The following is a 13,895-nucleotide window of genomic DNA, read 5'->3' on the forward strand; positions in this document are numbered from 1 at the left end:
ACATTAGTCGCAAAAACGACTGTTTCAGAATCTGACCGAACTCATAGCTGTCTAGTCCCACGGTATTGTTGCCCAACGAATTTATCAGCAATCTAGTGGTTGGTAGAATTTGAGATCCCGAAAACGTGGTGGAACACCCCCAGAGAATATTATAGCGACATACAGTATATTACCGACTATTTGAACCCTAAGCTTCTGCTACCTACAGAGGCAGACACCACCTTCCCGAATCTGGTCTACGGAGAACCTGTGGACAGCAGTTGCGAGGTCAGCCATTGCGCCTGCTTGTTCTCCTGTCGGTCGTCCACCACCGTAGTAGCTTTCTGTCCGGTTTTCAGCGTACAGGTCTTTCATACTCTTCGCAGTCTCCTTCGTGAACAGTCCGACCTCGTGCGCGCGCTCGTACCCGGACTGGTGATCTTGAAAGTCCTGAATCGAGTCGTTCGTCATCGCGAGCGCATACGCTTCGATTGACCGTTCAATGGCCCCGAAACTGAGTTCAATCACCGCTGTGTAGTAGCTACCTTCCGCTTGGAGGGTGCCGATGACTTCGATAAGCCGGCAAGCCTTTGTCAGCTGAGTTTCCCAATCATCGCCGTCGCTGATCCCAGTCTCGAATTCTGCTTTACCACGACCGACCATTTCAAAAGCGTCCTGGGCACGGTCCAGTCCATCTCGGACCTCAGTGGGATCAGATCCGCTATTCATTGCTATCACCTTCTTCGAGTAGAAGTTTTTCGACGGTCTCGAACGTGGCAGTCGTGTAGATTGGAATGCCTGAGACAACGATTTCACGGATATCCTCCGTGTACGCAGGGACTGATTGAACTGCCTCAACGTCAATGTCGTAGGCGTATCTGTTTCCGTTAAATTCCATGTCTTCAAGTTCGCGGGCAACGGCGTTTGCTTCTCGCTGGTTCGTGGCCCGCTCTCCTTTGGTGAGTACCCAGAGGTCAATGTCACTTCGTCGGTCAGCTTCCCCACGCGCAACACTTCCAAAGAGGATGATAGCGACGACGCTGTCGAGACGGGCGGTGAGGTCGTCGATAGCGGCTTTAGTAGGCTCTTGGTATTCCGGTTGTGGGATTCGGAGGATCGGGTCATCTGGGATGGAGAGTCGCGTCCGGTTGATTTGGACGAGGCGTCGACTACTCTCGGGAGACTCAATTACCAGCCCGTTTTCGATGAGGGTGTTGACGGCCCTTCGAACCGTCTGCTGGGAGTGTTCTATCTGCTCGGCGACTTCGCGGAGTGAGAACTGATTGAATCGGTGGTTCGTTAAAAATAGCAGGATGTCGTTCGTAGCCTTGCTTTTGAACAATTCAGGGTTCTGGGCGGGTATTGAGAGAGAAATCGAAACTCCGTCTGACCCCTTTGGCTCCGTCTGATGGCTCATGTGCCATATTACGGCTCACTACTATAAAAACTTTATATACTGAGTACAGTCTTGCTTAAATACTTCTGTAGCCAAGTTATCCGTCAATGTCTTCAATCGCCTCGGCAGCAGAGTCACCGAGTTCACCGGCCTCGATGTGGGAATATCGCTTCCTAACCATCTCTTCAGAGTTATCCAGATATCGGGCGGCAATGGTGTATCCGAACGCTCTCACCAGGACTTCGCCCATCCCCCGACGGCCACCGTGTGGAGCGAGATACTCGTGTTTCGGGTGCTCAATTTCTATGTCGCTCTCTTCGGTGATTCGCTTCAGCGCACGGCGCGCGCCGTCAGTGGAAATTGACGGAAGACGGATGTCCTCTTCGAGGGCGAGGAAGAGGTCGTATTCAAACTCATCACGCCGGACGGCGATCTCGTTGTCGTTCAAGCCCCGATCCTCCAATTCCTCTTGAATCTGTTTCGAGACCGTCGCGAAGTGGAGTGTGGGAAAGACTGGCCACCTCTCTGAGGGAGCATCGAGACGCCGCTTGTAGAATTTGAGCGGGTCAATCACGGGTTCGGGGAGACTTGCGCTGTCCCACGACTGCTTCTTCCGATAGACGTCAATGCTACCTTCGTCGAGATTGACGTCCTCCCACCGCACCCCACGGCGGCGTGGGTCGTCTACGTCACGGACCAGTTCACCGATTCGGATTGCGGTGTAGGCGACAAGATAGACGAGTGCCCGATCACGGGCCGCGCAGAGTGCATCATAGCGGGCACGAGACTTCTTCTCGGATTCGTCACTGGGGATGTCTGCGGCTTTTTCACTCGCTTGGTAGGCGGCCTCGTTGACGTATTTGGTTATAGCGTGTCGCTGTTCGGAGGTCCACGCCTGCTGGTCTCCCGGTTTTCGACCGTCGTCATCGGGGAGTGGGGCCGTCGCGCTGGCTCGCTGAGCGTAGTGCGTCTCAAGGTACCCCTCGGTGACACACCATCCACACCACGCAGAGATGTAGGCGTAATAGGTCTGGACAGTGTTTTGCTTGAGCCCCCGATCGTTGGCTAAGTGACGTGCGTACTCACGGAAGACGCTTTCAGAGAGGTCGGTGAACGTGGGGGTGCGGTCGGCGTCGTCGGGAACGATTCCGTTCCACTCGTCAGGGCCTCGATCACCAGCTGCCCACTCGATGAACCGTTCTAATTCTCGCTTGCTATTCCGGCGGTAGTGGCCGCCGTCGCTGCCTCGACCCTTTCCGATGTCCAGAAAGTAGCGGTCGAACGTGGTATCCAGAGAGGTGCCGGCGTCTGCGTCACCGAGCATACGCTCCCCTCCATGTGTCGGCTGTACCGTTGATTTCTGGTAATAGAAGGCTGTGCTGAGTTGGATTCACGTTTCGTGCTTCACCGACGGCGTCGGGGTACTTCAATCTACTCTTGATTACTATTCTAATCAAGAGTAGTTACCTATACCCCTGAATCGGCTAGTTTCACCCTCCTCAACCCGTGTGAGTTAACAAATCCACTCTGATAAACTGCATCACGCTATACAAAATGTGATTGGATTGCTTCCACACAGGTTCGGCAAGTAGCCACCTACAAATCAAAATTTATCTGATAGCTATCGGACGCATTCAATCATTATACGTAATTGGGTAAGATATTATGTGAGGTAGGGCACAAGTTTCTCCTAATGCCTTGTTCGACCTGTGGTACTTCCCTGCTGGTTGGTCACAGAGCCAAGAGCCTCTATTGTCCGAACTGTCTGGATTTAGGCGTAGTTAATCCTGAGGAGGTTCAAGAGCAGATTGATCAGACTCGTGCGTTTCTTAGCGAAGATCGAGGGATGGCGATGCTGAGTGAGTACGACAAGAATCACTTGATACTGCTCCTGATTGACGAGCTAAATCGAATCTCGCACTCGTTCTATGATCGATTTGACTCTGAATTGCCTGTGCGAAAGTTCGCCTATACGAGTTATCTTCTAAAATTGGTCTATGAACGCGATGGTTTCGGAGATAAGCAGTTCGAGTATCAGGAAGACGGCCTACCCGAGAAGATACGACTCATCTACGATCTTATCGACACGGTTTACAGAAAGTTAGATCAGGTTGAGGACGGGTTCGTTTATGCTGTCAAACCTCCAGTAGAGCCACACAATCCCAAACCATTCGTTGGTGAACACATATTTTTTGAGTCGGAATATAGATATTGCTTCCTCCGATGCTTGGACAGTCTTGCTGGCGGGAGTAAGGAGGGCATCGAGTTCTTCTACCGGGCACATGAAGAAGCTCGGAGCTTCGAGAAGACAGATGTTGACGATATAGATTCGTTACAGGAGTTCACAAGCACGTTTTTCGAGATCATCGTCACGATGGCCTTCATGCTCTCCACGGACAAGACGCTCAATGAAATCTACCACAAGTCGCTACCTAATAGCGTGGATGCCTTCGATCTAAAAGGATTCTTAGACTGTATTGATTCTCAATTCACCGAGGAAGGGATAGCTCACATCGACGAGACGGGGACTCTCCCGGTTGCCGCTGAAGAAGGAGTCAACCAATGTGGAGAGAACGTCTTTGGCGATGACTGGGAGGGGGTCAGAGAAAATCTCGTTGTGAGTGTGAACAATGTAGATGCTCACCCATTCCTTTTCAAAATCATTCGTGAACACGTCATTACGCAGGATACTGGAAGACCTCCCGTTACGAAGGACGAACCCGTTATCCTCTATCCAAGATATTACAATCAGCTCATCCGGTTCCAATTATTCCCTCTGCTGGAGAATGGGGATTCAAAGAACGGTCAAGATCTCCTTGATGATGAGTGTGATAATCGCGGTGAACAATTTGAGTATAATCTCTATGAATTTCTGAAAAACGATGGCTACGAGTGCTATTACAGCTCTTGGTTCACAAAATCAGACCAACGTGAGATCGACCTCATCGTGGTTAACCAATCGGATGACGAACTCTGGTTTATCGAGTGTAAATTCCTCCTTCCAGAAACACATATGCGTACAGCGGGCGGAGTAATCCGTCTCAACCAGAAGTTTGATTCTAAGGTCTACAAGGAAGATACCGAGCATTACGATGCTGAGTCGGGGGAACCATTCCCTGAGAAGGTGGAGACTTGGCTGAATAAAAAGCCGGGAACCTCATTCTTATCTCACCTCGACCGGGACTGCGAAGATCGAGTAGAACAGCAATTTGCGGAGGAGTGGCCTGACCTCGATGTGAGGATGTTTGTGGTATCAAATGTCGTTCCCTCTTACATCGAGAAACAGGGGGTAGAGTTCCTGACCGACCTAGAGTTTATCGAGTTGTTAGAAGGAGAGCTGGAAATTTACACACCTAAATCCTGAGTCGTAGAGATCAGCGCGTCTAATGCTCTCTGTGCGGCATCTAAACTCTCACACCCAGTTAGTACGACCTTCCCACTTCCGAAAATCAGGATGACGCAATCGCGTGTCTCAGGTCTGTAAATCAGACCGGGGAACTGCTCGGGTTCGTATTCAGTTCGGTCTAATCCCAACTCGATAGCGACAGCGTTGAGGTTCTGGTTTCCTTCCAACTCGCCCGTACAAACCACGTTCTGTATTGAAAATCCCGAATCCTCAGGGGACTCAATTGCACCAAGATCAGAGAGCTGGGTCAGTAAGAAGTCCCGAGTCGAATAGATTTCATCAACGTTGTCCGCTCCGTAGATGATGAACTTGCCCGTTCGGTAAATCGTGATCGTGGGCCGCCCCTCGAAGCGGAGGTACATCCCTGGATAATTTTCAACGTCGTACTCGGCCTCGCTACCGAACTCCGTGCTTAGTTCTTCCAAGTCGAACTCATAGCTAAGAACACCAGAACCGACGACGTTTACTATCTGAGCATTACTCATTCCAAAGGTCGCCTATTCAGAAGACTTCGAGGTAGTCTTCTATGACTTCTTGTTCTTCGTCAGTTAGGTCGAATAGTTCATACACAGTCTGGTCGATCTCAGACTCAAGCTGCTCAATGCTTGTCTCCTCAACGATCTGTCTGTCGGCTTCCAACGCCTCCATTAGTTGTTCAACTCCGCCCTGAGTGTCGGGAATCGGTATCGTTTGCTCTTCGCCGCTTTTCATATTCCGCCCATCAACGGCGGCTTGGACGTACTTTGCACGGAGCTTTCTCTCGTCTCTATCGCCCTTGTCCATCAGCGGAGCGGTAATTTCATCAGAGCGGCCAGCCGTTACAGCGAACCTGCCATCGGCTTTCTCTTGAATATCGGCGTTGACAGGGTAACGGCGAGTTTGCCATTCGTAATTGATGTAGGCGAGACTACCATCATACTGTTCAAGATACGCCTCGGGGAACCGATCAGTCCGAGTTCCGGTGTCTATCAGGTCGGTGATGTCCGAGATTGTTTCTTGGAGTTCTTGCTCTAGATGGCCCTCACCGTTGGTGATACACGGGAGTTGTTCAACGTACTGAGTTCTGTACGAGTAATATCCTCCCGCTTTGATAACAGCTATGTGCTTGAAGTAGAAGTCAAGAGCTTTCGAGTTTAGCTGGCTGACGATCTCCTTGGTCTGACCCCTGTAGCTAGGCTCCAGAAGTGCGCCGTATCCTGTCGTGAAGTACCAAGTACCTACTTCGTCCAGCATATAGGTGGCACGCGAACAGATTTCAGACTGGATGATTTTGGGGTTCTCGTACAGTTCGAGATTTTTGGGGTAGATGTATCCATACCAGTCGTCTTCGCCTTCCATTCGACCACTTTCTCGCCCTTCCAATTCCTCTCGATAATGAAGGAAGAAGTCCCACGTCTTCGGGAGTTCTTGTTCGAGGTAGTCTTGAGAATACAGCTCCGCGTCAACGATATCGCCTTCGTCGTCTCGGATAACTCGGTAGGGATGAACGACGTGACGACCCGACCATTCACCACGCCACCGGCCGATTTCGTCTCCTTGAAGGAATGGGCGAAGAAGCTCCTTCTCAACTTCAAACTCCTTGCTTCCCCCAATCGGGCTTATCGTTACAGTACCCTCTGTATCCTGTGACTCGACCCGATCAGCGTCCAATACGTCCACGATGTAGATTTTATTGGCGCTGGTTCGGATTCCTTGGAAGACACCCTGTGTCACATCTTTGATTTGGTTATCTCCGTTCTCTGCGAGTTTGTTGAATACGGAGAGTTCTTCAGGAGGCATCAATGCCCAGTACTGACTACTCAGTTGGGCCTGTGGGAAGTCGAACACGTCGATATAGTCATCCGAGTATCCCGGTTCGTCTCGGTGTTCTCGTACTCCTTTTATTATTTCCTCATCTACTGAAGATCCACTATCATCATTGACGTTTCCTTTGACTCTCACACATCGGATTTGGTTTTTTTCTCTAACGTCTTCATCCGGTTCGTTCTCCGCAATTACAATAGCAGGATAATTCGTAGCGTCTGCAAATACTCCCGAATCGCGGAAGTCATACACTTCATCGAGCCGGGTTTCTCGGAGTAGGACTCGACGAATACCCTCTCCGTAGTCCGTGACCATGAACTGATTTGGCGTAATGTAACCGAGCTTCCCGCTTCCTTCCTTGAGGAAATCGAGCCCTCGCTCATAGAACGGACAGTAGAGATCGTAGTTCCCAGTGGTGGACCCATAGAGTTGTTCCAACATCGCCTTCTGCTGGTCGGGAAGATGCTGGATTCGGACATATGGAGGGTTGCCCACTACATAGTCGTAGTCCATGTAGTTCTTCACGACAAGGGCCAACACGGTGTCCTCAAAGATTTTGAATAGGCGACCGTCGCCGTGCTCAACACGGAGATACCGAACTGTATCAAGGATATCATCGACGTAGGGGGCGAAGAACTCCTCAATCCCGTCGTACTCTTGGCTCGTGTAACGGTAGATTCCCTTCTCAAGCCCACCGCTATATTCCCACGTTTCTTCCTCCATATACCACTTCACAACGTCCAGAACACCCTGAAGTGCCGCGAAGTATTCATCGAAGTTGCGGATATTAGCGTTCAGGCGAGCGGTATCATATAGAGGCATCCGAACCCGTTGGACGAGGAACCCATCTTCTGTCTCATCAACCTCGTCTTCGTCCACTTCGACGGGGAGGGGAATGGGAATTTTCACGTCCTGATTGTCGTCTGTCACCCCATCGAGGGTCATCTGCTTCTGTCCGTCGTCACCGAGGTCGATTCCGGTCAGCTCGCGTTCGTTTCGGAGTGTGTCTGTTCGATAGATTGGCAGGCGGCGGATTGTAAAATCTCGATTCTCTTCTTTCGCATCTCGGTACTGTGGGAGAATGGCGACCATGAACCGAATCTGCGCCATCAGAACCGCGAACGGGTGAATGTCCAGCCCGACGATATGCGGACTCGTACAGAGGTCGATGAGGTGCTTCTCCCAATCCGGGTCGTCATTGTACCGTTCCACGTCCTCCACATAGCGATCAATCGCTTCAACGAGGAACGTACCTGAACCACAGGATGGGTCGATAAGTCGTTCACCAGATACTCCAACGTCGTAGTCTACGCCGTCCATAATGTAGTCCACGACCTCCTGTGGGGTGTAGAACTCACCGAGGGCCTTCCGTGTCTCGGGGTCGAAGTAATGCTGATAGAGATCGCCCAAAAGGTCGCCCTCGATCTCGGAGAAGTCAAATTTGAGGACAGAAAAAATGATGTTGGCAATTGCGCCACTAAACCTGTCTCTTGTAGCAGGACTAATTCTCGTAATTTCGCCAGAGCCCTTGGCAACGTCCTCGAATTGACTGGCCCTCGATGCGTGAGATCGTGTCATTTGCTCCGCGAAGCCGTCAGTCCACCAGATGAAAATGTCGTCCTCGAAAAGACTCTGAACGAGATGTTCTTCCATGTCCTCAATTAGGCCGTTAGCAGCGACAGGGTAGGCATCGAGGCTAATATCGTCCCCGAATCCTTGGAGTCCTTGGAAGTATTCGTCCATCCCGTTGTACGCCGTATTGCGGAAGAAATCGTTGTCTTCTGTAGCCTTTGCCAGCAGGATTCGTGCGAGAAGTGCGTGACCACTCTCCAGACAGAACATGAAGTCTCGAAGGCTGTGTTTCCCATCAATAAATGGTTCCCACGAGTCTGGGGTTTCATCAGGTTCGCTGGCGTAGCTGGCTTCCCAAAAGTCGTAGGCTCCCTTGACGAACTTCGCTTCTCTCTCATCTCGAAGCTCCACCAGCAAGTCCATCATCGCTGTGACGAGATCGGCGAAGGGGCTGTTCTCCTCTAATCGGAAGGTGTCGAAGAAGTGTTCTCGACCGAGTTCAGTATCGAGTTCCACTTCATCGAGTCGGGAGAGAAATTCGTCTACACTCTGTGGGTCAGTAATGTCCCACTCCGGCTTTTTGAGAGCGTGACCAATATCAGCAGCGTCACTCTCGGTTGCTTCGCTGAGGGCGAACCCAGCAATTCGAGTGTGTCCATCTCGCCTATACAGCCGGAACTCCTGTCCGTTAGTCAGCACCCCGTAATCGGCCTTCAGCTCATCGACATAGTGGAACAATTGGTCTTCGTGGGGAGTAAGATCGCGTCCAGTAGTCTTGAACTCGTAGACAACGGTGACTGACTCGTTGTTGTCGAGGGTAACGTAGTCGGGCCGCCGGTCGTCAGGGAGCGTCCACTCACTACGGAGATCGTGACCAGTTCCTTCGTAACCGAGGTGTGTGTAGAAATTCTCGTTGAGAAATGCGTTTTCAACGTCCTTCTCAGTCATATCCCCATCGAGCCGGGAAGCAATCCCGTGGAGGGCATCAAGAATCGCAGACGTGTCGGGCATAACAAACCCGAGACAGCCACACATTAAAAAAGATTGTATCAGGTGGACTTGTTAAAAGACCTATTCAACGGCAAGGCAAGAACCAGTTTCCGCAGAAGTGGTTATTAGAATTATAAAAATGGTTTATTCGGTGAAATATTCGTCAAGTCGTTTTTGCATCTCAAAACGTTCGATTTCGATCTCGGAGTCGATTTCATCCCACCACTCTGCATCTTGCGGAGAAACCTCTCGCAGCACGGCATTCTCCGCATTCCGAACCTGTCGGACTGCATCACGGCGACCCATATGGTATCGGCGTAAGTCCTCTTCTTTTGCAGCCTCCCACACCTCTAACCCCACTTCAGTTAGTTCGTAGACCTTCGCTGAGACACCCGAGGATTGCTGTTCGAGCGATTGCTTCCACAGGTCAAGTTGCATCCCCGTGGTCAGACGCTCGTGAATCGTACTAGAGCTCATCAAGAGCTTCTCACGCAGGTCCGTATGCCGTTTTGGTTTGTATCCGATTTCGACTAAGATTTCTAATGCACCTTTCCGCTGGAGAAAGTCGATAATCTGCTTATCCTCAATCATTGTGCGATTTGAACACACTTCTAAGCCGAAGGTCTTTTGGGTTGTGGTGTTATCTAGGATAGTGTTTGAATCAAACAGCCTTCGTTAATAGAACTAACTCGGAAAGATATGATATGTGAAATAGAATTGGTTGCCCGATTGCGGCTCTCTTTCAAAATCGTATTTAGAGCGGTAACGCCGCTCTCTGTCGGTTTCTTGGGTTAGATTTTACTAAATATGTCTTCTTATGGTTCGGTCACCCCGGAGCAGTTGGTGACGCAAGCAGAGGCGCTATTCGATGTTCACGACAACGTTTCTCGGGTAATAAGCGATCTCGATGTACCGATAGACGATTTCCACGACGAGTACGGTGTGTGGGGAGATGGAGATTCAGTGTTTGATTTCGAGTCGATGTTCCGGCTATTTCTCTACAAAGAAGTAGCGGGATTCAGCCAAAAGGAAGTGGCCGAGCGTGTAGAACAGTGGCCGTATCTCCAGTCCCGGTTTGAGTTAGACAGCCCGCCGACACAGCAGGCACTTTCACATACCAAACGACGGCGCTTTTCCCGTCCCCTCCGGCAGTTCATACAGGATGTTGCGGCGGGCATCCGCGACGTAGCTCACGAGGCAGGAATTTCGTCTACCGAGTTAGCAGAGGGAGACACGAACCCGGACCCATCGGAAGTGAGGGAGAGTCGACAACCACTCCACCACTACGTCGACAACCACGCGCCGGGCGTTATTGAATCGCTCTTGGATACCGTTGTTCCGGCATTTGACACGGGTAGAGCCGCGAATACGAAACACGACGACCGGACAGTATGGGAGCATCAGACGCTAATGAGCCTGATGGACACGGCGGGGACACGAGCCGCCTATCGGTCGTTCAATAAGTTCCGCTCAGACGCGCTCCATCACGATACCCACACGCGGGCCGTAAAGAAACTCGGAACGCCCTCAGACTACCAGTACACGTTCACCGATTACTCTACGACAGAGTCAAATCGGACGCCGGTCCCCGACTGGCGAAGCATCGCTACGACGGTTCAACAGCAGTTCAGTGACGCCGTTGAGGGGATGCTTGAGACCGTCAAAGGGTCAGAGACGTTCACGGAGCCAGTCGTCGCCGCTATCGACGTGACGAACGTCCCGTACCACGTCTCGCCGTGGAAGGGCGACGATGATATCCAACCTGACGACGAGCGCGTGTGGGTCAACGGACGACCGAGAGTTCCGAAACCCGAATACCCGGAGATGGTCAACGGCGGCAAAGAGGATAGTGTCTACGAGTTTCAGTACGCCACCCTCACTATCGTCGGTCGGAACGCACCGCTGGTACTCGCTATCGAACCAGTCCGTCACAATTCCAACTGGGAGGGCGACGACGGCGACACGTCTACGTGGGCGGAAGTGGTTGACCGGCTACTCGAACAGGCCCGCGAGCTTGTCGACATTCAGCTGGTTATGGCCGACCGTGCTTTCGACAGCCACGGTGTGTTCCACGTTTTAGACCAGAAGCACGACGTGAACTACCTGATTCCGAAGAAAACGGACTCAAAACGGCTTCGAGCAGACGCCGAGAAGGTCCGTGAGGATAGCGAGCTCAAGTCGCTAGTGGAGCAGGATGCTTCGCTGTACGTGCAGGACGATGTAGCGTATGTTGACGTGGAATCCGACGAGAGACTGAGAGAGAACGGCTACAGCCACGATGTGACGTTTATGCACGTCCCCGCTGATCGGAAGAAGTGGGACACGAGCCCGGAGCGAGAGATTCCCTATGCGCTGTTCGTGACGAACAGGTCGGACGAGATTTCCCCAATGGACGCACTCGGATTCACGAACCGGTACTCGGACAGATGGGATATAGAGATCGAGTACAAGATGATAACGCCGCTGGTTCCGTCAATCGCGTCGAGGGACTACCGGATGCGGTTCTTTTCGTTCGTGTTTTCGTGCTTGCTCTACAATATGTGGCGCGTGACGGACCATTCGCTGAAGGTGCTGATTTCGGAAGCGGATGAACACTATGGACGGGGAAAGCACGAGAAGCGGTTGGACACGGTACTTCCACTGAGCGACTATCTTGCCTCTTCTATCGTCCTGTTGTTCGGTCGGGGATTCGACCCACCAGACGCGCCCGCGTGAGTTCCGGGTTCATCCGTAGGTCGGTAGTGACACCTCTCGGTATTTCGACCTGTTTTTGCGGTCATTCTCCTGTGAAATCGTAGTCTGTCTATCAACCGTTCTGGCGAGCAACTGTTTCTGCTGCTAGTAGCTCAAATACCGCTCTCAACCCGTGTTTCGTTTGTTACTACCCCTATCCTCCGAACCTATGGCTTCCACAGATTCAGCGTTTGGATTCCTACAAACCACCAATTAGGTGACTTGTTGATCTCTACTGGTCAAAACTATTTGGGGTAAAGCCGCAAGTCGGTGGGTTGCGTGTTGTCCAGAAACGTGCCCACTCCTGAACTTGTAATCCACAGGTCACACTCACAACTTACACCGCCACACCTGACTTCACCACTGGAAAACACCACACTTCAGTTCACGACTTCCACCGCTCCTCACGCAAACACTTAGGACAGTAGACAAACACACCAAAACAAATGGATTCCCGCGAAATCCTCCCAGACACTACCACAATACGATACATCCTCGACACCAAAAGCCTCGATTCACACGTCGCCCCTTACTCACCACTCGAACGACTCCTCCACTACACTTGGCACGACGATTTCTCCTTCTATCGAACCCCTGAACAAGCACACTCCTCCGAACTTGACGCCATTACATCACTCTCGGTCGACCGGAACCCTGAAGAAACAGACCTAGAAATCTCTTGGGGCGACAAAACCCTCAAAACCAGTTATTTTCCCGACCGGCACGACGCTCTCGCCACTCGTGGAGACTACACCGAACCACAACCAGAAACAGACGATATCGCCCTCATCGACATATTCGAATCCCTCACACAGCTCTCCAATGAGTGTAATCTCGATATCTTCATCACTGAACGAACGAGTCTTCTTCGAAACCGATACGAAATAGAACACGAATTCTGTAAACACAAGCGCGAGCGCTTACACTTGATGAGCGCCCGGGAAGCCGTCGAATTCACTGGTATATACTTCCGAAACAACAACGAATTCAAATTCTACCCACCTGCTGACAGCGATCGCCCCGGAACATACCGGATTGGACGAACGAACTGGTGCTGGAGCCTCTCACGACTACTCGTCCCGCATCTCAGCGCAAACGAATACCTAGGATCAATGATCGACCGAATCGAGTCTCTCTGCGTCGGAATCGACGAGATTGGCACCCAGCACTATCGTGGTACCGGAAATCACACCGATATCATGGTAAGATACCACTTCAACAACTGCATCTCACTCCTGACCGGCATCGGTGATGTCCTCGCGTTGCACACGCGAGACATACTCGACGTTGATGTGAGCGACAGAAACACGAACCTTCGAGTAGGTAGTAATCCGGTTCTCCAGGCACTAAAAGAGGAAAACGAAGACGCGTGGCTACATGTACAGCAAAACCACCCATTCATCGAACTGCTGCACATCTTCCGAAACGACATCATCCATCAAAGTGGCGTGATCAAGCGTGGCCCGGGGCATACTGTAACTGGAGACAACATGGTAGAATGGGGGTCGCACTCAATCTGGCTAACCACTCTCTCCGAAGACGATAGGGAGGATTTCAAGAAGTACTACACACAGCTTGATGATTCCGTACTTCCGAATGAACTGATGACTGAGTGGGGGATTATCACGCCAGAACGTGAGAGCCCCACTATTACGGAACACACGAGCATTGATGCGTATCAGTTCACCAAACGTGCCGTTGCAGAAATGGTGGAGTTCGTCGATGAGTACCTGCGCGTTCTCGGATTCCCGAACCGAATCCGAACACTGACTGATAATGACCGTGGGTTACTACGACGGCATACTGTTGAAACGGTAGCTGGTGAGGGGCTATTCCCGTTAATCGATGATCTCGATCCGTCTGAGTTATCTGGGCCAGTGGAAGATTAACCGGTCAAGAAAGGCAGTTCACCCGAAGAACATAATTCGTACATCTACACTGTTCTCTGCTTTTCCACCTGCTATACTGGTCAAACAGTCGTTGCTAGTACGGTTTTCTTCTTCAGAAATAGTCGAA

At 51.3% G+C, this 13,895-nt stretch carries 9 protein-coding genes; 3 read left to right on the plus strand and 6 right to left on the minus strand.

The annotated features are described in order from the left end of the window. Positions 1-198 precede the first annotated feature (198 nt). From AV929_RS20720 to AV929_RS20730, 3 genes are all read right to left on the minus strand, one after another. The gene (locus AV929_RS20720) at positions 199-708 is read right to left on the minus strand and encodes a DNA-binding protein (RefSeq protein ID WP_196220013.1); all 510 of its coding nucleotides are present in this window, start codon (positions 706-708) and stop codon (positions 199-201) included. Beyond that, positions 701-1,396, minus strand: a complete 696-nt coding sequence (locus AV929_RS20725) for a nucleotidyltransferase domain-containing protein (RefSeq protein WP_064289216.1) — start codon at positions 1,394-1,396, stop codon at positions 701-703. Before AV929_RS20725 ends, AV929_RS20720 begins: the two co-directional genes overlap by 8 nt. Before the next feature lie 76 nt (positions 1,397-1,472). Further along, positions 1,473-2,699, minus strand: coding sequence for a site-specific integrase (locus AV929_RS20730; RefSeq protein WP_064289217.1), 1,227 nt, complete (start codon positions 2,697-2,699; stop codon positions 1,473-1,475). Between the two features lie 369 nt (positions 2,700-3,068). Here AV929_RS20730 and AV929_RS20735 point away from each other — a divergent pair, with 369 nt between their 5' ends. Continuing rightward, positions 3,069-4,739, plus strand: coding sequence for a hypothetical protein (locus AV929_RS20735; protein ID WP_155120794.1), 1,671 nt, complete (start codon positions 3,069-3,071; stop codon positions 4,737-4,739). On the opposite strand, the gene AV929_RS20740 is transcribed toward AV929_RS20735, so the two are convergent. The 3 genes from AV929_RS20740 to AV929_RS20750 form a co-directional block, all read right to left on the minus strand. Beyond that, positions 4,721-5,266 (minus strand): TATA-box-binding protein, encoded by a 546-nt coding sequence (locus AV929_RS20740; protein ID WP_064289219.1) that lies wholly within the window; start codon positions 5,264-5,266, stop codon positions 4,721-4,723. The two genes, AV929_RS20735 and AV929_RS20740, sit on opposite strands and share 19 nt — an antisense overlap. Positions 5,267-5,282: 16 nt before the next feature. Further along, positions 5,283-9,167: an Eco57I restriction-modification methylase domain-containing protein gene (locus AV929_RS20745; RefSeq protein WP_064289220.1), complete on the minus strand. Its 3,885-nt coding sequence runs from the start codon at positions 9,165-9,167 to the stop codon at positions 5,283-5,285. A gap of 123 nt (positions 9,168-9,290) precedes the next feature. Beyond that, positions 9,291-9,737 carry a hypothetical protein gene (locus AV929_RS20750; RefSeq protein ID WP_064289221.1) on the minus strand — a complete coding sequence of 149 codons (447 nt, stop codon included), beginning with the start codon at positions 9,735-9,737 and terminating at the stop codon, positions 9,291-9,293. Positions 9,738-9,989: 252 nt separating this feature from the next. Here AV929_RS20750 and AV929_RS20755 point away from each other — a divergent pair, with 252 nt between their 5' ends. Together AV929_RS20755 and AV929_RS20760 are read left to right on the plus strand one after the other, a co-directional pair. Next, a complete protein-coding gene (locus tag AV929_RS20755; protein WP_155120795.1) occupies positions 9,990-11,861 on the plus strand; it encodes a hypothetical protein in 1,872 nt (623 codons plus the stop codon). Positions 11,862-12,325: 464 nt separating this feature from the next. Beyond that, on the plus strand, positions 12,326-13,768 hold the full coding sequence (locus AV929_RS20760) for a hypothetical protein (RefSeq protein ID WP_064289223.1): 1,443 nt from the start codon (positions 12,326-12,328) through the stop codon (positions 13,766-13,768). The last annotated feature ends 127 nt before the right edge of the window (positions 13,769-13,895 follow it).

This window comes from Haloarcula sp. K1 (assembly GCF_001647155.1).
Taxonomy (GTDB): domain Archaea; phylum Halobacteriota; class Halobacteria; order Halobacteriales; family Haloarculaceae; genus Haloarcula; species Haloarcula hispanica.